This is a genomic window from Hallella bergensis DSM 17361, from assembly GCF_000160535.1.
Lineage (GTDB): Bacteria > Bacteroidota > Bacteroidia > Bacteroidales > Bacteroidaceae > Prevotella > Prevotella bergensis.
This window is the reverse complement of record NZ_GG704780.1, coordinates 1,050,354-1,072,810: the sequence shown is the minus strand read 5'-3', so window position 1 is coordinate 1,072,810 and position 22,457 is coordinate 1,050,354. Positions and strand designations below refer to the sequence as shown.

At 49.2% G+C, this 22,457-nt stretch carries 12 protein-coding genes; 10 read left to right on the top strand and 2 right to left on the bottom strand.

Annotated elements, in window-relative coordinates:
* The first annotated feature begins 13 nt into the window (after positions 1–13).
* The 10 genes from HMPREF0645_RS03990 to HMPREF0645_RS03945 all read left to right on the top strand — a co-directional run bounded on the left by HMPREF0645_RS03990 (position 14) and on the right by HMPREF0645_RS03945 (position 17,533).
* Positions 14–2,695: a calcineurin-like phosphoesterase C-terminal domain-containing protein gene (locus tag HMPREF0645_RS03990; RefSeq protein ID WP_007173591.1), complete on the top strand. Its 2,682-nt coding sequence runs from the start codon at positions 14–16 to the stop codon at positions 2,693–2,695.
* Positions 2,692–4,119 carry a sialate O-acetylesterase gene (locus HMPREF0645_RS03985; protein WP_007173590.1) on the top strand — a complete coding sequence of 476 codons (1,428 nt, stop codon included), beginning with the start codon at positions 2,692–2,694 and terminating at the stop codon, positions 4,117–4,119. The genes HMPREF0645_RS03990 and HMPREF0645_RS03985 overlap by 4 nt, the downstream gene beginning before the upstream one ends.
* Positions 4,120–4,201: 82 nt before the next feature.
* Positions 4,202–5,296, top strand: coding sequence for a DUF4434 domain-containing protein (locus tag HMPREF0645_RS03980; RefSeq protein WP_007173589.1), 1,095 nt, complete (start codon positions 4,202–4,204; stop codon positions 5,294–5,296).
* Between the two features lie 18 nt (positions 5,297–5,314).
* Complete coding sequence (locus HMPREF0645_RS03975) at positions 5,315–6,712, top strand: sugar porter family MFS transporter (protein ID WP_007173588.1); 1,398 nt, start codon at positions 5,315–5,317, stop codon at positions 6,710–6,712.
* A 58-nt stretch (positions 6,713–6,770) separates the two neighbouring features.
* Positions 6,771–8,735: a family 20 glycosylhydrolase gene (locus tag HMPREF0645_RS03970; protein WP_044123285.1), complete on the top strand. Its 1,965-nt coding sequence runs from the start codon at positions 6,771–6,773 to the stop codon at positions 8,733–8,735.
* 43 nt (positions 8,736–8,778) lie between these two features.
* Positions 8,779–9,129 carry a carboxypeptidase-like regulatory domain-containing protein gene (locus HMPREF0645_RS03965; RefSeq protein ID WP_007173586.1) on the top strand — a complete coding sequence of 117 codons (351 nt, stop codon included), beginning with the start codon at positions 8,779–8,781 and terminating at the stop codon, positions 9,127–9,129.
* Positions 9,130–9,193: 64 nt separating this feature from the next.
* Positions 9,194–12,403 (top strand): SusC/RagA family TonB-linked outer membrane protein, encoded by a 3,210-nt coding sequence (locus HMPREF0645_RS03960; RefSeq protein WP_007173585.1) that lies wholly within the window; start codon positions 9,194–9,196, stop codon positions 12,401–12,403.
* Between the two features lie 20 nt (positions 12,404–12,423).
* Positions 12,424–14,073, top strand: a complete 1,650-nt coding sequence (locus HMPREF0645_RS03955; RefSeq protein ID WP_007173584.1) for a RagB/SusD family nutrient uptake outer membrane protein — start codon at positions 12,424–12,426, stop codon at positions 14,071–14,073.
* Positions 14,074–14,136: 63 nt separating this feature from the next.
* Entirely contained in the window at positions 14,137–15,825 is a 1,689-nt protein-coding gene (locus HMPREF0645_RS03950) for a DUF5018 domain-containing protein (protein ID WP_007173583.1), read from the top strand.
* Positions 15,826–16,099: 274 nt separating this feature from the next.
* Positions 16,100–17,533: a DUF5009 domain-containing protein gene (locus HMPREF0645_RS03945; protein WP_007173582.1), complete on the top strand. Its 1,434-nt coding sequence runs from the start codon at positions 16,100–16,102 to the stop codon at positions 17,531–17,533.
* 312 nt (positions 17,534–17,845) lie between these two features.
* On the opposite strand, the gene HMPREF0645_RS03940 is transcribed toward HMPREF0645_RS03945, so the two are convergent.
* A complete protein-coding gene (locus HMPREF0645_RS03940; RefSeq protein WP_007173581.1) occupies positions 17,846–19,321 on the bottom strand; it encodes an alkaline phosphatase family protein in 1,476 nt (491 codons plus the stop codon).
* Between the two features lie 251 nt (positions 19,322–19,572).
* Positions 19,573–22,188, bottom strand: coding sequence for a C10 family peptidase (locus tag HMPREF0645_RS03935; RefSeq protein ID WP_007173580.1), 2,616 nt, complete (start codon positions 22,186–22,188; stop codon positions 19,573–19,575).
* Positions 22,189–22,457 lie beyond the last annotated feature (269 nt).

The following is a 22,457-nucleotide window of genomic DNA, read 5'->3' as shown; positions in this document are numbered from 1 at the left end:
TAATATACGACTTATGAAAAGAGCATGTCTCACACTCCTCCTATTGTGCGCCACCCTACTGACTTTTGCCACGACCAAACCCAAGGTCATGTGGTTGGATTGCTCGGCCAATTTTGAGCGATTCAGCTATCCTGACTCCATCAGGTATTACGTTGACAAATGCCATGAGGCCGGCATCACACATTTAGTATTAGACATTAAGGATAACACCGGCGAGGTGCTTTACGACAGCAAGTACACATCGAGGAAAAGAACATGGAAGGGATTTACACGCCCTGATTTTGACTTTATCAACACTTTCATCTCCGAAGCTCACAAGCAAGGCATGGTTATCTTTGCCGGCATGAACATCTTCGCCGACGGAAGCAAAGCGCACGGCCAACCAAGAGGAGCTGTCTTTGGGAAAAACAAGAAATGGCAATCCATCAATTATGTTCCCGGAAAAGGCCTCGTCCCCGTGACAGAACTAAACGGAAAAACGTCCATGTTCTTGAACCCGGCCTTGAAAGACGTGCAACGGCATGAAATCAACATCGTGAAAGAGGTGGTCAAACGCTTCAAGTTTGACGGTATCATGTTGGATCGGGCGCGTTATGATTGCATCGACTCAGACTTTTCAGAAGCATCTCGCACCCTGTTTGAAAAATACATTGGTGAAAAACTAAACAAGTATCCAGAAGACATATACGAATGGAAAGCCAACGACAAAGGCTCGTTCGACAGAGTTCCCGGACCGTATTATACGAAATGGATTGAGTGGCGTGCCTCTGTCATCTATGGTTTTATAAAGGATGTCAGAACCGCCATTAAAAAAATCGACCCCCAATGTATGCTTGCCTCATATACAGGAGCTTGGTATCCTACCTATTATGAAGTGGGCGTGAACTGGGCAAGCAAAAAGTATGACCCATCAAAGGAATTTCCATGGGCTACGCCTGAGTATCGCCAATATGGCTATGCAGAACTGATAGACTTCTACACCAATGGTAATTATTATAGCAATGTGACCATAGACGATTATTACAAATCGTCAGGATTGCACAAAAACGAGACCGACAGCGAAGTCTCGTCAGGCGAATACCTCTGCGTGGAAGGCGGTTGCAAATATACAAGACGATTGTTGCAGGGTGCCAAGCCTTTCTATGGAGGCCTATATGTAGAAGATTACCGGAAAAACGCCCTACAGTTTCAGAAAGCTGTCCGCATGAACCTCAAGGAGTCTGACGGTGTCATGATATTCGATATCGTGCACATTATCCTCTATGATTGGTGGAAAGAGCTGAAGGAAGCGTTGAACGAACACTATGTGCCTAATCCACACGAGCTGTATGGATCGGTCACCTGCGAAGGTAAAGGCATGCCCAATGTTGTGGTGACAGACGGAAAACGCTGTGTCACGACAGACAAGAACGGCGTATATCGGATACTAAACGTGGGTGACACACGGTTCGTATATATATCCACACCAGCCGGATATCTCACCGAAACAAACAGGGGTATACCACTGTTTTATCAAGAAATTGACCATCAAAAACAACAGATGGAATACAATTTCAAACTCAAAAAAAATCCCAAGGACGACTCAAAACATATAGCTATCGTAGAGGCCGATGTGCAAGCCAGCACCAAAGAGCACTGGTCGAAATACGGCCCAGTAGTGGACGACTATCGCAAGCTGGTGGCTTCAATCCCCGACCAAGACGTTTTTGGCCTGTCATGTGGTGACATTGGTTGGGACACGCCGACAACATTTTTTGAGAATTACATGCGACAAGCAGAGCGCATTGACCTTCCTTTTTATCGAGTGATTGGAAATCACGACATGGACTACAATGGTCGAACGCACGAAACTTCCTACCGAACGTTTGAGACGTACTTTGGCCCATCGTGCTATTCTTTCAACAAAGGCAACGCACACTATATCGTTATAAATAATTGCTTTTACGTTGGACGTCAATACTTCTATGTAGGATACATCGATGAGAATACTTTCAAGTGGTTGGAGCAAGACCTTTCCTACGTCCCAAAAGGCACAGTAGTGTTTGTAGCGGCGCATATTCCTTTCAGATCTACGGTGAAAGAACAACCGTTTGTTTACACCTACGAATACTTAGGAAACGAAACCATCAATGCCGAGTCGATCTTCAAACTGCTTGACGGATATGAAACGCATTTCCTCACAGGACACATGCACACCAATTCGAACGTCATTTTCAACAATCACCAAATGGAACACAACATCGGGGCCGTATGTGGAACATGGTGGCACGCCCCATTATGCCTTGACGGCACACCGCAGGGATGTCAGGTGTTTGAGGTGGACGGCAAAAAAGTGAGTTGGTATTACAAGAGCACGGGCTATCCCAAAACATACCAGTTCAGGGCATATACTCCCGGCACGGTGAAAGAATATTCCAAGGATATCATCGCCAATGTGTGGAATTATGATGACCAATGGAAAGTGGAATGGCTGGAAAACGGCAAACTGATGGGTGAGATGACACAATACACCGGGCAGGATCCTATGGCTGTAAAAATGGTTAAGGACAATCGCAAAACCATGGAAAGCTGGATTGCGCCTCTATCCACCAAACACATGTTTCGTGCCACACCTCGCCATGCCAATTCTAAATTGGCAATCCGCGTGACCGACCGCTTCGGAAATGTTTACCAAGAAGAAATAACACGAAAATGAGACACTTCTTTTTATCTTGTGCGGCACTCCTTGTGGCTTGTGTAACACCGAGCACTGCTATTGCCAAGGTGACATTAACCTCAATATGGGGAGACAACATGGTACTGCAACAACAAGCAGGTGTCAAGTTCACGGGTACCGCCAAGAAGAACAGTAAAATTACAATTAGGGCATCGTGGAACGACAAACGCATAATGACGCGTAGTGACAGTGACGGTCATTGGCAAGCTACACTGCATACCGCTTCCGCAGGAGGCCCATACACCATTACATTCTCTGATGGCGAGGCGCTGACCCTGAGAAACATCCTCCTTGGCGAAGTTTGGTTCTGCTCCGGACAGTCTAACATGGAAATGCCCGTACGCGGATTCAGAGGTCAACCGGTTTATGGTTGCCAACCTTACATTGTGTCGGCAAACCCACGTCGGCAGCTGAGACTTTACACCGTTCAGCGCGACTGGAGCACCACACCCAAGACTGAGGGCGTAAAAGGAGAATGGGTGGAATTGTCATCACAAGCGGTGGGCGACTTCAGCGCTACGGCCTATTTCTTCGGAGATTTGTTGCAACGCACCATCAACGTGCCAGTAGGATTGATTCATTGCTCGTGGAGCGCATCCAAAATAGAAGCATGGATGAGCCGTCAAACGCTACAACAATTCAGTGAAGTAAAATTGCCCGATATCAACCAGTCAGAGTTTGGATGGGAAGCTGGCACACCCACACTGCTATGGAACGCCATGGTAAACCCTTGGAAAGGGTTCCCCGTACGCGGCATGATATGGTATCAAGGCGAGGCCAACTCTTCCGATCCAGCACTATACAAACGCCTTTTCCCCGCGATGGCGCAACAATGGAGAACATTTTTTGAAAACAACAACATGCCTATCTATTACGTGCAAATTGCGCCCTATAAGTCTGGCGGCAAGGACAATCTCGACTGGGCATGGTTTCGCCAGTGCCAACTGGAGCTGATGAGCGAAGTGCCCAACGTGGGCATGGTGGCCACAACCGATGCGGGTAGTGAACTTTTCATACATCCACCTTACAAAATCAAAGTGGGTGAGCGACTTGCCTATTGGGCTTTGGCTAAGACATACGGGCGAACAGGATTTCTTTACACTGGCCCTATCTATAAATCGTGCTCATTGAAAGACAGTGTCGTGGAGGTTACGTTTGAGCACGGACAAGAAGGCATGATTCCTGAAAATCAAAAAATACGTGGCTTCGAACTGGTAGACGCAAGCGGAAAAATACATCCCGCTAATGCGGAAATTGTCAATGGTTCTGCCAAAGTTAAAGTTTGGAACGACTCTGTAAGCCAACCTACCGAGGTGCGTTATTGTTTTCGCAACTACATAGAGGGCGACCTGTGCAACAATGCGGGGCTTCCTGCCTCTCCATTTAGGGCAGAGATAAAATGACATAAGCGTGACATAATCCTCCATTTTAACAATATCATCAATTCTACACAAGCTAATTATATTTTAAACGAGCATAAGCACAATGATTAACAGAAGAGACTTTATCAAGAGAGTAACCCTTGCGGGAACAACAGCGGCCTTGGCTCCATTGGTGACAAGAGCCGAAAATATCGCCAATTCTCCCCACATTGCCCATGAACAAACGAACCAACAGAGTGGCTCGCTCATTATTCCACGTAACAACGGCATCAAGATAACCGGCACCTTTCTGGACGAGATATCACATGACATTCCTCATCAAAACTGGGGCGAAAAAGAGTGGGATATGGATTTCAAGTACATGAAAGCCATTGGCATAGACACCGTAATCGTTATCAGGTGTGGTTATCGAAAGTTTTTGACCTACCCCTCCGAATATCTCATGCGCAAACACGGCTGCTACATGCCATCGGTCGACCTGATCGACATGTATCTGCGCCTGGCTGACAAATATGGCATGAAGTTCTTCTTTGGCTTGTACGATTCGGGGCACTATTGGGACACGGGCGACATGTCGTGGGAAATCGAGGATAATAAATATGTCATCGACGAGGTTTGGAAGCGTTACGGCCATCACAAAAGTTTCAAAGGCTGGTACATCAGCACAGAGATAAGTCGCAAGACCAAAGGTGCCATCCCCACATTCCATGCGCTCGGCAAGCAGTGTAAAGACGTGTCGGGCGACCTTCCCGTCTTCATATCGCCATGGATAGACGGCAAAAAAGCCGTCATGGGCACCCAACAGCTCACCAGAGATCAATCTGTGTCTGTGCAGGAACACGAGCGCGAGTGGAACGAGATATTCGATGGCATACACGACGTGGTGGATGCTTGCGCTTTCCAAGACGGGCACATAGACTATGATGAGTTAGACGCCTTCTTCTCGGTGAACAAAAAGTTGGCCGACAGGTATGGTATGCAATGTTGGACCAACGCCGAGTCGTTCGACCGCGACATGCCTATCAGGTTCTTGCCAATTAAATTTGACAAGCTGAGAATGAAGCTGGAAGCTGCCAAGCGGTGTCATTACGACAAAGCTATTACTTTCGAATTTTCTCACTTTATGAGCCCACAGTCGGCCTATATCCAGGCGCATCACTTGTACGACCGTTATAAAGAATATTTCAATATCAGGTAATCAATAGTTTTCCATATCATGAATGATTCTTCCGTAAAACTGGGATATGTGTTTTATCTGGCGCTGGCTGCGGCATTGGGCGGACTGCTCTTTGGGTATGACACGGCCGTCATATCAGGCACCATAGACCAGGTCACGAGTCAGTTTTCGCTCAGCGTTTTACAGCAGGGCTGGTATGTAGGTTGTGCCTTGATTGGTTCTATCATAGGCGTGGCTTTCGCTGGTTGGTTAAGTGACGAGATTGGACGCAAGCCTGCTATGTTCCTGTCCGCCATTTTGTTCACCGTTTCAGCCATCGGGTGTGCCATCACCCCTACGTTCAATTGGTTGGTGATTTATCGTATAGTGGGCGGCGTTGGTATCGGCGTAGTTTCAATTGTCGCACCCATGTACATATCAGAGGTTTCTGTTTCGCAATACCGCGGCAGGATGGTGTCCCTCTACCAGTTGGCCATAACAGTTGGTTTCCTGGCTGCCTATCTGGTCAACTTCTTGCTCTTGGGTGTATCTCAAAGCCATTCTTTCGCATCTTCACAATTCCAACTGATATTTGTGGATGAGGTGTGGCGAGGGATGCTGGGCATGGAAACGATACCAGCATTGTTCTTTTTCATCCTTTTGTTTTTCATTCCAGAGAGTCCGCGGTGGCTGGTTGTTCGTAACAAAAGTGCTCAAGCTACCCGCATTCTTGAAAAATTCTTTTCTGAAAAGAAAGAAGTGGATGCCGTTGTCAGTCAGGTACAATCCAATCTGGCCTCGCAAGTTAAGACCGACTGGCATCAACTTCTGCGCCCGGGAATATTCACTGCTGTCGTTGTCGGAGTGTGCATCGCCATTCTCGGACAGTTCATGGGTGTAAATGCTGTGTTGTATTATGGCCCTTCTATCTTCAAGGATGCAGGCATGACCGATCCCTTGTTCTGCCAAGTTCTGGTGGGCATCGTCAATTGTGTCACTACTATCCTGGCCATGAGCATTATCGACAAGGTAGGAAGAAAAAAGCTCATCTATTATGGCGTGTCTGGCATGATACTGTCGTTACTGATGATTGCTTTCTATTTTGCATTCACAGAGGCGTTGAACCTTTCGGTCTATTTCATGCTTTCATTCTTTCTCTTCTATGTGTTTTGCTGCGCCATATCTATCAGCGCGGTGGTTTGGGTACTGCTTTCAGAGATGTATCCCAACAGTGTAAGGGGCATAGCCATGTCTATCGCCGGTTTCGCATTATGGATTGGAACCTATCTCGTGGGACAACTCACACCATGGATGCTCTCATCGCTAACACCAGCCGGAACGTTTATATTCTTTGCCATCATGTGCCTGCCCTACATGTTTATCATGTGGAAATACATTCCAGAGACCGCTGGCATGTCATTGGAAGATATAGAACGCTACTGGACCAAACGTAAATAACCGAGTTGTTCAAGTGAAATTCAAAGATTATACCCACATAATAATGTATCCCAGCAAAATGAAAAAAACATTGTTACTGTTACTGATGTCGTGCTCGCTTTCGATGCAAGCTGTCAACCATAAGCCTTTCACAATTCCAGAACTCAAGACTTGGCATGGTGGCAAAGGCTCTTTTGTGCCTACAAAAGCATCACGCATAGTGTACACCGGCAATGACAAACGCGTGGCAATGGCTCTCGAGGTGTTTGCTGCCGACTACCAGAAGATGTTCCACACATCGCTGCCCATCGTGAAAGACAAGGCGCGGGCAGGTGATTTCACGTTTGCCATCCGCACCACAAAAGGCTCCAAGACAAGCACAAGCGACGAAGCTTACAAAATCAATATCGGGCGTGTCGCCCGTGTGGAAGCTGCCACGCCCCAAGGCATCCACTGGGCCACACGTACCATTCTGCAACTGTGCAGGCAAACCGAGGAGTGCACCATGCCTCAAGGCACGATCATTGACGCTCCTGAATATCCCACCCGAGGGTTCATGCTCGACTGTGGTCGAAAGTTTTTCACCATGCGTGTGCTCAAACAATACGTGCAAATGTTGTCCTATTACAAAATGAACACACTGCACATCCATCTTAACGATAATGGCCACCGCAAATTTTTCAACGACGATTTCGACAGCACGCCGGCGGCGTTCAGGTTGGAATGTGACACCTATCCGGGCTTGACGGCGCGCGACGGACACTACACCAAAGAGGAATTTAAAAGTCTGCAACGATACGCCGACAGTCTTGGTGTGGAGATCATACCCGAGATCGATTTCCCCGCACACTCGCTTGCTTTCACCCGTTACAAACCGGAATTGGCCAGCAAGAAATACGGAAAAGACCATTTGGATCTGTTCAACCCCGAGACATATACTTTTCTGGACGCGTTGCTCAAAGAGTATCTCGACGGCGACGACCCTGTTTTTAGCGGAAAGTACATGCACATTGGCACCGATGAATATGCCAACGAGGACAAGGAAGTAGTGGAAAAGTTCAGATACCTCACGGATCGATACATCAAATACGTGGAAAAATTCGGCAAGAAGGCTATGATATGGGGGCAGCAGACACATGCCAACGGCACCACACCCATTAAAGTCAAAAATGTCACCATGCAGATTTGGAACAACAACTACGCCAATCCCCACTCCATGGACAGCTTGGGGTACAACATCATCAGCATTCCCGACTGGCAAGTGTATATCGTGCCCAAGGCCGGCTATTACCACGATTACCTTGACATCAGGGAATTGTACCAGCGTTGGACACCCGCCCATATAGGCGACGTAGTCTTCCCGGAAGGTTATCGCCGCATCAAAGGTGGAATGTTTGCCGTTTGGAACGACCACATCGGCAACGGCATCAGCGCGCAAGATGTACACTACAGGTTCTTCCCGGCCTTGCAAACACTGTCCACCAAAACATGGTCGGGCATAGACACCTCGTTCTCGTTTGAACAATTTGACTCTCTGCGCAAAGCCTTTGACGAAGCCCCGGGACTGAACGTGGCCGGACACTATCCACAGGGTATTATCCTGAAACGGGCGCAAGTGCACCGTGGAGACTGCATGCCCATAGACCAAGTGGGCTGGGATTACGAGGTGGCATTCGACATTGACTATGCACCCGAGGATAAAGGCACCGTATTGTTCAACTCCGACGATGCCACCTTCTACCTGTCAGACCCCATCCGCGGGCTTATCGGGTTCAGCAGGGACGGCTATCTCTACGACTTCGGCTATCAACTATTGCCAGGCGAGAAAGTCAACATGAAAATTCGGGGCGACCGCACCGAGACCACACTCTGGATTAACGGTCAAATGGTGAGTAGACTCAACGTGCTGAAATTGAGAAACGTGGAATACAACCAGATGCATTATTTCAGAACGTTAGCCTTTCCGTTGATGAAAGCTGGAACTTCCTTCAAGAGCAGGATTTCCAATCTAATGGTAACCAGCCAACCATCGCCTATGAACTAACTATCATCACACTAATAATTTACAAACCTAATATCTAAATTATATGGAACTTTCAAAACTATTAACATTTTTAGAGCAAGGTCTTTTCACGATTGTCTTGCTATCAGGGTTGTCAGGGATGGCAAATGTGGCGAACGCATCTACCACAAAATTCTTGAAAACTGATTTTGTACAGCAATCACAAAAGACCGTGACGGGCATCGTTCTTGACGATCGGGGCGATCCTGTCATCGGAGCAAGTGTCAGCGTTCAAGGTGAAAAAACGGGCGCCGTAATTGACATCGATGGGAAATTTACTATTCGGACAGAGGAAAATGACGTCTTGGTTGTCTCATATTTAGGATTTGAGAAACAGAGCATTTCCATCACGAATAAAAATGCTTGTGTATTATAAAATACTACCTTATATTTATCCAAGATAATAAAAACATAATATTATTTTATAATGAAATAAAGCTATGAAGGATTTTAAGACATTGCAATTAACATCTCAAGCTGTGCGACATTTTTCGTTGACAGTGATAGCTCTTGTTGCTTTTGTGCTTCCGATGGAAGCGCAGAATGTGATCAGAGGTATTATTAGAGATGCTTCGGGAGAACCACTTCCAGGAGTGAGTGTGGTTATCAAGGGACGAGCTGGTACAGGAGCCGTTTCTAATGCGGATGGTATCTATACCATTCGGGCTGGCAGTGGAGACGTGTTGCGTTTCTCATATGTCGGCATGAAGGCTCGTGAGGTTAAGGTTGGCAAGCAATCTGTACTCGATATAGAGTTGATAGACGACAACCTTCTGAACGATGTGGTAGTGATAGGTTATGGCAAGGCCCGCAAGCAATCGCTCACCGGAGCCGTCTCTGCCATAGATGGGGCAGAGTTGGTCAAGGCTCCTTCCACAAATATTTCTGCCTTGTTAGGTGGTCGTTTGGCTGGTCTCACTTCAGTGCAGACTTCTGGAGAGCCTGGCAAAGACTTCGCTTCGCTGCGTATCCGTGGCTCACAATATGGAGCTCTGTATATTGTCGATGGTATTCCTCGGTCTATTAATGACATAGACCCCAATGACGTGGCCTCAGTGTCGGTACTGAAAGACGCAGCTTCGGCAGCTGTATATGGACTTAATGCAGCAGGAGGCGTGGTGATTGTGACAACCAAACGAGGTAACGAAGGTAAGCCACGGATTTCCTACGATGGGCAGTATGGTATCTCGGTCAATGCCAATTTCCCGCAGTTTATGAACGGGCCTGAGTTTGCCCATTACTACAACATGGCCGACATGATGGATAAACTCACTGGTACAACGCTCAAGAGCCGCGAGGATTATACGCCAATATACTCTCAAGAAAATGTGAAAGCCATGTTGAATGGTGACCCATCTGACGGCTGGGACAATGTGGATTATATAGGTAAAGTATTTGGTACGGGTACGAATATGAAACACAACGTCACGCTTCAAGGTGGTACACCTGATACACATTATTACCTTGCAGGTGGCTTTATGAACCAAAAGGGTAATATCAGTAACTTCGATTTCCGCCGTTATAATATGCGAATTAATCTCGACTCAAAGTTGGGGCGTGATTGGAAAGTAATCTTTGGCGCAGTAGGAAGTGTTGGTCGTCGTTCTACTCCTGCCTACAACTCCGGCGGAGCCGACGACGGCTCGGAAGGAAGTGGTGAAGTGGGCTGGCTATCTATTGGTCACCAAGCCATTATGATGCACCCCTACCTGCCCGAAACCTATAAAGGTCTCTATACCGCAACGATTCCGAACAATGCCTCTGCAAGCTACAGCCCACTGGCTGCCATATATGACTCGGGCTATAAGAAGACTCGCAGCTTGGATCTCAACACCAACCTGAGCATCGAATACGCTGCACCCTGGCTTCCCGGATTAACGTTCAAGGCTACCGGTTCTTACGATTATGAGACGTCACACAATAAGAATCTCGATACGCCATATAAGACTTACTCTATGTCGAGGGCTGCCGACAACTTCGGAGCATTTATTCTTAACGACGACCCTCGTGACGTTTCGGCTAATATGAACCATGTGGGCGAGGGACAATATAACTATGAACAGCTCATGGGACAGTTGGGAATCGAATATGTCAGGGCTTTTGGCAACCATCATGTCGATGGTATGTTGTTGGTAGAAGGTCGTGACATTAAGTCGAACAGCTTCGGAGCCTATGCCTATCATATTCCATTTGTTGAGCTTCCCGAGCTCTCTTTGGGCGATGCCATCACCAATCCGATATCTGGCAACAGCACGCACAATCGGATGGCAGGCTATGTCTTCCGTTTCAAATATGATTATGCCAATAAATATCTTGCCGAGTTCAGTGGCCGATATGATGGCTCCTACAATTTCAATGGCAACGTGTCAAGCAAGCGTTGGGGCTTCTTCCCCTCTTTCTCGGCAGCTTGGCGCATCTCCAGTGAGTCTTTCATGGCATCCACTCACTCATGGCTCAACGACCTGAAGTTACGTGGCTCCATCGGCTTGGTGGGTAATGATGGAGTGCCTGCCTACTCTTTCTTGAGTACATATAGCTTTGGCAACAACCGCATCTTCAACGGGGCAGCCTATCGTTCGCTCTACACCACGAGCATTGCCAATCCTTATCTCACCTGGTCGAAGACCCGTACACAGAACATCGGCTTCAATGCCACCCTGTGGGATGCGTTGCTTGATATTGAGTTTGACTGGTTCTACAACCTCAATTATGACCTGCTTTCGAGCAATGGTGGTGACAAAGCTCCCTCTATGGGCGGTTATTACCCAACCTATGTGAACAACAACCGCTATTGTAATTATGGTATGGAGTGGCAGATTACCCATCGCAACCATTTCAATCTCATGGGTAAGCCGTTCAACTATAATATTGGTATCAACATGACTTTGGCCAAGAGCAAGTGGCTCCGTTACCCCGATGCCCCCAATACGATGGAGTGGCGCAAGGTGGTGGGCACCTCTGTCGACGCCTACAGTGCCTGGGTGGCAGACGGATTGTTCCGTTCCGAGGAGGAGATTACCAACTCCGCCTGGTATGGAACACGTCCTAATCTTGGCGACATCAAGTATAAAGATCTTAATGGTGATGGTGTCATCAGCGAGCAAGACAAGTCGCGAATCGGCCGAAGCAATCGACCGGAGATAATGATGGGACTTAATCTTGGTGCTTCGTGGAACGGTTTCGACCTGGCCATGCTTTTCAGCGCGGGATTCAAGTTTGATGTTTCTCTTTTAGGAACCTACTACAATGGCTATGACGACAACACCGTATGGTCGCAGACATTCAAGGAGGGAGCCAACTCGCCTTTGTGGTTGGTACAGAACTCCTACAGCATAGACAATCCTTCAGGACAGTATCCCCGCTTAACCCTCGGTAATCTGAGCCATGGCGGCGACAACGGGCTGGCCTCTACTTTCTGGATGAAAAAGGGCGACTATGTGCGCCTCAAGGACTTCCAGCTGGGCTATACCTTCCCAGTATTGTGGACTAAAGCCCTGGGCATTCAAAAGCTGAGGGTATATGTGGAGGGTTCCAACATCTTCACCTTAGACAATCTTCCCAAGGGCATCGACCCTGAGTCGCCTCGCGTGAACAATGGCTACTATCCACAGCAGCGCACTTTCCTGGGCGGCATGAATATTACATTCTAATTTAATAAACAGTTTGAATTATGAAAGCTAAATATTTAGGATTATGTTTGATGATGGCCATAACAGGACTTTCTTCCTGTAATGACTTTCTGAATATTGATCCGACGGACAAAGCTACCAGCAAGATGGTATGGAAAAACACAGAATATGCGGAGATGGCTGTCAACTATTTCTATGCCGACATCCCATATCTGGGTAGCTTCAACAACTATCAATGTGCTGCGGGAATGACCGAAGGCCTTACTGATGAGTTGAAATACGGCAACATGACCTATAATGCCGAGATGTATATTCCAAATGAAATATCGTATGGTGGCATAGCATTGTCGGCTCATTACACCGATGTCTATCTGGGCGTGTGGGGTAGTACCTACGAGGAAATTCGCCGGGCGAATGAGGCATTGAGTAAACTGAAGGGAAGCGCCATTGCCGATAAGGACAAGAGTCGTTTGGAAGGCGAACTTCGATTCTTCCGTGGAATGTATTACTTTGAGCTAATGAAGCGTTACCATCAGGCCATAATCTATGATGAGGATCTGTCGAAGATCAGCACAAACCATGCCCTTGGCAGTGAGCAAGAGGGATGGGACTATGTGTACAACGACCTGAAGTTTGCAGGCGAAAATCTCCCCGTGAGCAAAAGCGCAAAGGGCAGGCTGACCAGTGGGGCTGCCTATGCCCTGATGTCTCGGGCTATGCTCTATTGCAAGAGATGGGAAGCCGTGCAGGAGGCCGCCAAGAAAGTGATCGCCATGGGATACGAACTCACGCCCAACTATGCTGATGCATTTACCGATGGCAACAGCGAGGCAATCCTGCAGTATAGCTATGGGGCTGCAGAGAAGGTGACTCACAACTTCAACGGTTACTATGCACCGGCCAGCGACCATGTGGTCAACGGCAATGTGATGTATGGTGGTTATGCCACTCCCACCCAGGATATGGTAGAGGAGTATGAACTTGCCACCGGTGGACCAGCCAACTGGAATGCCTGGCACACCACGACAGGCACCAATGCCAAGCCCCCTTACGCTTCGTTGGAGCCTCGATTCAAGGCCACCATACTCTATAATGGGGCTTCTTGGCGCAACCGCGTCATAGAACCATATATCGGTGGTGGCGATGGATGGTGTACTTGGGAGACCGACGCCACTACGCTGGGTCGGACGACAACAGGCTATTATCTGCGTAAACTGGTAAACGAGAACCACGACTACTCGCTGACGCAGGCCAGCACTCAGCCTTGGATAGCCTGTAGGTTAGGCGAAGTCTACCTCAACTATGCCGAGGCCTGCTATCGATTGGGAGACAACACCACGGCGATGGAATATATCAATAAGGTGAGGTCGCGCGTCAGTCTCCCTGAAGTCAAGGGGTTGAGTGGCGACAAACTCTTTGCAGCCTTGCGCCATGAACGTAAGGTGGAGTTGGCCTTCGAGGGTTTGTATTATTGGGACATGAGGCGCTGGGGGCTCTCACAGAGTGCTTTCACGGGCATCCGTCGCCATGGATTGAAGATAGAGAAGACTGCTGACGGATCGTTCAATTATACTTACGTCACCGTCGATAACCAAAACTTGAACTATCCGGCCAAGCTAAACCGTCTCCCAGTGCCACAGGACGAGCTCGAAAGCAATAGTCTGATCGAACAATTTAACGAGTGGAAGTAAATATTTTAACAGTTCTCTGGTTACGACACTCGTGACCTGAGACAAGCCAATAATTTGCGAATTATGAAAAAACAATTATTATATCTTTGTGCCGGAGTGTTCTCCCTGATGATTATCAACAGCTGTGCTGAAGAGGAGAATGTGGCCCCCACTGCCGACCGAACGGGCATTACCAGCCTATCTGCCTACTTCACCTCGGGGCCGAACATCGACAAACTTGCCATAGACTGGAAGGTTAGCAACAGTGGTGAGGTGACCGACTACGTGATTCCCATACCCTATTACTATCCAGAGGAGAGCGACAACACCACCGAGGAATATATGAAAAACATGAAGGTGGTAGCTACGCTGGAGAATAATTGCCTGTTGAGTCCCGCGCTGACAACGCTCGACCTGACAAAAAAGAATGAATTTACCTATACCGACCCCTATGGCGCACAGAAGCATATCACCATCTCGGGGCAAATGACCCGATCTTCCAAGTGTGCCATCAAGGCCATCACGGTGAGTCCAGGCGACCTGACGGGTATCATTGATGAGGACAACAAGACCATCTCGCTGGTGGCTGCATCCGACCTCTCGGAGTGTACGGCCGAAGTGACGCTGTCGCCGCATGCCACTATCTCGCCTGACCCATCTGTTGCCCACAACTTCAACGATGGATTTCAGTTTACCGTTACAGCCGACAACGGGCAGGACAAGGCAGTCTATAAGGTTGTGAAGCAGGTACCACCAAAGATTGCCAATGGCTACAGAAAGAACAGCGAGACAGTGATGTTCGAGAACGACATGACCACATTGGGTGTTACCGATGCCAATGCCATCCATCCCACGCTGGGCGCCATTGGTGGCTATGTGGTGCTGAATCTTGGCAACGGCACGACTCCGCAGTATTTTAAGAAGACCACGGGCAGCCTCGTGGGTAAGGTGAACATGGGCAAGGCCAGTGCCACCGGAGCTATTACCAGTGACAATGCCGGCAACATGCTTCTATGCAACTATGCCGACAATGGGCAGACGCTCTATATTTATAAGACCAACGACGTGACAGCAGCACCTCAGCTGCTCATCTCTTATCCAAACGATTTGGGCGTGGGAATCGGCGCAAGGCTCCATGTGCAGGGCGACTTAAACAAGAACGCTGTTATCACGGCTACGCCTTACAGTTGCCAAAACGTCATCCGATGGACTGTTACCAATGGAAAGGTGGGAGCCGCTGAGAATCTGATGTTCAGTGGATTGAATGCCTGGGGCGGACAGGACGATGCTGCCAAGGTGGTATCCGTGGGCGACACACCTGCCGATGGCTGCATAGTAGACTATTACGATGGTGGCGCCTGCAAAATGTACTTCGCTCCGTCGTGGACCAATCCGCAGCCTATGGTCAACGATGCCAGCGGTAGCGCTTGGGGCTACAACACCGCTGCGGTAGACGTGCGCGCATTCAACAACAGCCGATACTTAAGCCTCTTTGAAATGGGCTACTGGCCCGACTGGGGCCTGACTGGCCACGTGTTCCTCTACGACGCAACCAATCCAGCAACGGTGACAGGTACCGTAGACGGTAGCAGTGCCCTTAAATATACCTATGTGGTGCCCGATAAGTTTGGTTCTGTTGGATATGCAGCAGGCGGCAGGTTTGCCGACGTACTCATGACGCCTTCTGAGGATGGTTACTTCATGTATATATTCTATGCTTCCAACACCCACCTTTCTTTCGGTGGTATACAGATAGACTGCATCGACAAGTAAACGTGCCGTGGGGCATGGTCAGGATGTGGTCTCATATAGACGGGTCTACCTCCTGAAATGCCCCCGACACTCTTTCGAACAATAAAATTATGAACAAAATACTTCGAAATATTCTTCTCGACGCTGTTTATAAACAGTCTTAACTTGTAATTAATAATTTATTTGATTTTGGTTTGGATAGGTGCTGTCGGCCTGCCTGTCCCAAGCCATGGTAGGGAGATAGTTGAGGTATTGGGGAGACCTACCCACCCATCTTTAGAAAAGCAATGAAGTGATGACAGAAGCAAGCAACACAGGTAAACAGCGTGCATTGTCTTTAGATGCATTTAGAGGCTATGCAATCCTAACCATGATATTGTCGGGCAGCATCGTCTGGGGCGTACTTCCTGCATGGATGTACCATGCACAAGAGGGTCCGAGATCGGGATTCCATTTCGACCCCACCATATATGGCATCACATGGGTTGATTTGGTCTTCCCGTTCTTCCTGTTTGCCATGGGCGCCGCCTTCCCCTTCTCGATAGGGAACAAGATTACCCATGGGAAAACAAAAAGGCAGATTGTGGGCGACATCATACTTCGGTATTTCAGGCTGGTGGTCTTTGCCATCGCAGTGCAACATCTTTACCCCTACTTCATCTCGACACCACAAGACCTGCGTTCATGGGTCATCGCTCTCTCTGGATTTGCGCTCCTCTTCCCCATGTATATGAGGCTACCCGGTCATTGGAGCAAGCTTGTTAGGATGGCCGTGCGGTTGATAGGATACGGACTGATGGCATTCATGGTACTTTCCGTAAGCTATGCCAACCACCAAGGGTTCAGCCTATCTGACAGCAACATCATCCTCCTGCTACTGGCCAACATGGCTCTGTTCGGGTCGCTGATCTATGTCTGCACCGTCGATAACGGCTGGCTGCGCGTTGCCGTCCTGCCCATGCTGGCCGGAATGCTCCTTGCCGCGCGCAACACCACCTCATGGAATCATATCGTCTTTGAGTTTACACCCGTGAGTTGGGCCTTCCGATTCGATTATCTCAAATATTTGTTCATCGTCATTCCAGGAAGCTTCGCGGGTGAATATCTGAAGGATTGGTGCATAAAAGCAACCTCCAAGTCGCCGGATCGGAAAGAGAACAACTATCTGGTGACCATTGGACTAACACTTATTCCAGTGCTCATCATCATTGTCAATCTTTATGGGCTCTACACTCGAGCACTCTTGCTCAACCTGGGGTGCACCCTTACCCTGCTGGCATTCATGCACATCCTCATATCCAGAAGCAGCGGAATATCGCGCGAGCTGTGGAGGAAGATGTATCGGGCTGGTGCCTATCTGCTGGTTTTGGGTCTGGTGTTCGAAGCTTTCGAGGGAGGAGTGAGGAAGGATACAGCCACCTTCAGCTATTATTTCATCACGTCGGGGTTAGCCTTCCTGTCGTTTATCTCGTTTCATTTGCTATGCGATGTCTTCCAGATAAAATGGCTAACCCATTCACTTGGCTATGCCGGGCAGAACCCGATGATAGCCTACGTAGCCATAGACCTGCTCATTATGCCAGTGTTGAACCTGACGGGAGCGGCGTCCTATTTGGAGGTTTTCAGCCGCAGCGCCCTCCTCGGGTTTACTCAAGGCGTGGTGCTAACCACCTTGGCCTTCTTGGTGACTTATGTCTTGACCAAGCGAGGGTGTCATTGGCGCACTTAGGATAGGTGCGTGGACGACGAGATACGCGAGAACCCCAACGTCACAAAAAAGTCTCTCAACGATGACAGAGGAGATGGCTCCAACGTCTGCGTGTGGTGGGACACTGGCCGATACAAATAGCTTTTCAACGCAAGATGTAGTAGGCAACACTAAAAGCCGTCTGGGGCATATTCCCTCTATCAATAGATCCTGTCGTCCTCACATCGACAAGCTCGTTGGCTCAACAGAATAACCCAACTGCATTCAACAACGATAAAGGAGGCAAGCGCCCATGATAGGTGCTTGCCTCCTTTATCGTTGTGCCTGATGATTCTATTTCATCTCCTTGGCATGGCCCACACAGCTGTTGGGCATTTGGATATGGAGCATGGCACAGATGGTGGGGGCTATGTCTGTCATACAGGTCGGTTCAACCGACTGCCCGTGGTTCACGTTCCAACCGTAGAGCACAAAGGGTATGTGGGCATCGTAGGGGTTCCACTGTCCGTGCGTGGTTCCAGTATAGTCGGGTTTGTTGCTCACGTTCTCCCAGCCGGCCTTGGCCACAAAGAACAGGTCGCCACTGCGTTTCTTGTTGTATCCGTTGACGATGCGCTCGCGAATGGGTTGGGGTATGGAAGTGGTGAGCACTTTGTCAAAATCAACCACATACATAATCGCATCACGCTTCTCTATCTCGTTGATGACAGCCTGCTTCACCTCGTCGAGCGTTCTGCCCGCCTGCCCTATCACCTCATGGTCGAGATAGAGTCGGCCGGCATCCTCGCCTATGATCATTTTGCCCGTGATGCCGAGTTGTTGTCCAACGACTTTGTCCACGTCGCCCAACCATGTCCACGTTTCCAACCCACCTGAGGGAATGTTGTGGGCTTTCATCTCGTTGGGATTGTGGGCCGCACCATGGTCGGCTGAGAGGAACATCAGATAATTACCGCGCCCAACTTTCTCGTCGAGCAACCTGAAAAACGCTGCCAACTGTCTGTCGAGTTCCATGTATGCCTCGCGCGTGAGCTGGTGACGAGTGCCATACCGATGGCCAATGGCATCGGTCGACGATACGCTGATGGCCAACAGGTCGGTAACGTCGTCTTGTCCCATGCCCTCATTGACCAGAGCTGCCTCGGCCATTCGGAACGTCTTGGCAACGCCCTCTACCGATGCCTTCACGTCGGTGCCGGGCTTGGTGCCAATCTCGCGGTTCACCTTCTCCGCCCAAGCGGGGAGCTGTTTCATATAGTAAGTGGACGACACAAACTTGCCCGCAGAGCCGTCCCACCAGTAGGCGGCATCGGCAGCATGACCGGCAGGAAGGATGGCAGCACGGTCTTTCAGTGCCACACCCACTACCTTGGCCTTATAATCCGTGTGAATTTTCAGCACATCGCCCAAGCCCGAAGCCAGCAGCCTGTGGGGCGACATCTGCCCCTCTTTGCTGTCGGAACCAACGCTCTGCACCGTCGCATCGGCACAGCAATACACTTTCTCCCCGTCCATGTAGAAGTTGTTGCCGGCAATGCCATGCAGCGCCGGGATGCTGCCGGTGTAGATACTCGAATGTCCCACAGCGGTTACGGTGGGCACGTAATTAATCATCGTGTTTTCAAAACTATAGCCTTGACCCACGAGGCGTCGCAAGCCGTCGGGGCGGAACTGATCGTAGAAATAATACAGGTAGTCCCAGCGCATCTGGTCTACAACAAGCCCCACCACAAGTTTCGGTCGGCTGATTTCGGCCATGCCGGGAACCACAAGCATGGCGGTTAGAAGAATGGAGAGAATTTTTTTCATATCATTCGGTTTAACTTAAAGATTGGCAGTATTCAGGCGCTGCCCCACCTTGAGTGCGACATCATTCGTCTTTTTGCAAAATTACAACATTCTGCACAAACGGCAAGCGGAACGTGTTATAATATTATGACAATAATAAGGATTGAGCAGGGGGTAAATATTATTTCTTTTTGCCATGCTGATGCCAAGCATACCAAAATAGGAGGTAAGTACCCATGACGGGTATTTACCTCCTATCCTACTTTCACATTTTATCGCAGCTTCTTGGTCAAGGTGCTGCCATGAACGGTTTTCACCCGCACGACAACCACTTGCGTGGTAGGTATGTGCAACTTCACAGACCGCTGTCCGTGGGCATCGGAGGCAGCAATCAGGGTTCCGTCGAGCGCAAACACCTGCACATGCGCCAAGTCCTCGCCCTGTACGTCTATCCAGTTATTATCTCGCACTACGCATAACGTGCTTTGTGTTGCGTCTATATGAGTGGTTTCGTCAGGATAAACGCTGTGAACACTGTTGATGAACGATACCTCAAAGGGTGCGCAATTCTCGTTCCACAAATCACACTCCACGTCGTCTACCATGCCCATTAACGCCAACCTGTATGTACGGTTGTTGATGACGGTCAAGTTATCTCTGTTTTTCAGCCAGCCGGTAACAAATGTTACGTCAGATCCTCCGGATAAATTGTATTGCTTTTGGGCTCTGCCGCCCAAGGATATGCGTCGCTGAGTTTGCGTATCAATCAGGCAAAGCGTCAGTGTGCCGTTGTAGGTGGCTTGAGGGGCAAGCGTCATCACCACTCCTATCTTGAGCGATGGATTGTCACCAAGGTCTACGTTCGTGGGCGATATGGTAGAACCGCTGTTGTCTTGCACCATGCCTAAGAGTTGTACGAAAAGCTTGTCGCTTGGCTTAACAGTCTCCACCTGCAACGTAGACGGCTCGTTGCCATGCACCATGCCCACCGTGGCCATGTTGTCGGCATCATATTGCTTGATTACCTCCACCTTTAGTTTGTATTCCTTGGGTTGCAGGTTATCGGGCAAACTCATATTCACCCTCACCTCGGTCTCGGCAAACATCTCAAAGTCCACCGCATCTGCCGTTTGTCCAGTGGCAACCGTATGGCCACCATCGTCCACGAGCGACACCCTCACCGTGCCATCGAAAGGCGTACCCGTGAGCTTGCGTATCGTCAGGCACAGCGTGGCTTTGTTGCCGGCAGTACACGGTTTGAGCGTGTGGGGATGTGAAGCCAATGCAAAAGGTGCCTTGTTGTCGGGTTTCTCGAATATGCGCACATTGTTGCCCTGCACATGAAAGGCAATGCGTGGTGCTGTTTTCATCCTGCACCATACTCCATAGGTGTCCTCATCTTTGATGCTGGCACATACTGCCTGCAAGTAGTAGTGTCCATCGACAAGACCTTCAAGATTCATCGTAAACGTGCATGCATCGTCTATCCGCTGATCCGATAGCAGCACGCCACCATTGTACTTGCCGCGCTCTGCGGTGTATCCGCCTTTGTCGTGCCATTCCGATGGCACCACTTTTACCTGTTCACCCTGTTCGTTGTAGAGCCCCAAGCCAATATCACCGGCAAACGTTCCGTCGGCTTGATTCTTGAAGTGGTGATAGCTAACTGTCACCGTCTGCTGTTTGTTGGTGGGCATATTTCCGACTACGGTCATGTCGCCCTCCGAGTTGAAACACAAGTTGGGAGCGTCGTCAGCAAGCTCGGCATCAATGGGTGCGCTTCCCGGTTTGTTGGGATGCACCAAGACAATCTGCACCTGTTTGTTGAAAGAGAGTGGCTTTCCTCCAAACTCCTGTCCTGTGGTGGCAAGGTTCAGTGCCGTAACGGAGAAATAACCGTCGCCACCGCCTCCCCAACCAAAGTTCATGTGAAACAGGTTGTCTTTATCCACACCGTCTACCACCCATGCGTGTCCACTACCACCCGACTTCACACTGCCGCTGATGTACACAGGGAAGCCGTTTTCTATCTCCTTGCGCAATATCCGGGTGAAGGCAGCTGCACCCTCATCAGACTTGTTGAGCATGGAGGTAGAATAATTGAAGTATGTTTTCAGGGCCTTGGCAGCCATGAAAGTTTGTGCACCGCTGGATGTGGGACTGTACTGCATGTTCACCGATACGCCCACATCGCGCATGAGCAGCGCCACAGCTTCGCAAGCCTCCGCATTGGCAAGTGCCATGCGTGTGTTGTATTTGGGCAGCATCTTGTCCCATGGGTATACCGACTGACTGAAATCCACGCTCATCGTGCGGTTGTCAGAGCGCACTACATACGAGTAGCTGCCCTTTCCCCGCTCCGGCCAGCGGTGATAATACATGATTTGTGCTACCGCCGTAGCCACACATCCCGTGAAGTTGTACCCCGTAAGACGACTGTAAGGATCGTCTTGATTCCATGCCGTTGTAAGCATCGGGGCCACGGCCTTTCGCTTCGGGGGCGTTGTGGTAACGGTTGCCCTTGTGGCGGGTTGCCTTTGTAATTGGTGAAAGGCATCACGGTAGGCACTCAGCAGGAATTTAAGTTCCTGACCGGCACGCAACGTGTCGAGTGTTCCGGTGTGCGAGTAGCCCAACACTTGTCCCATGTCATCATCACCCGCCACCACCACGAAGCCCTTTCCACGACTGTCGTTATAAATATAATAAGGCTGTGTGCCATGCGAAGCCCTCGTAGCGTGACGTGCCGAAAGGCCCACATGGACATATTTGCTGGCAATGCTTATCGACTGGTCTACTGTCACTATCTTGCCCAAGGTGGGAATGCTCACCATCGAGGCAAGCACAATGCCCCATAAGGTGGGACTTAACCATCTTTTTATTTTCATTTTTTCTTATTTACATTTAACTGTGAAATCCTAATACAAAGCTACCACCCACACCGCATCATATACTTTTCATCATCTGCATGGAGTCGTAACCTACAAACTGTTCGTCCGTTTCGGGCGGCAAAAATACGGAAAAGTTTCGGTATATACGTGAAAGATAAAAGGATTTATAAAGCCAAAAGATATGATATAGACAAAAATAGTATAACTTTGCACTTGCTTATGGAATCCGCCGTCTGAATATCTCACGCAGCGTGCTTCATTCGTCT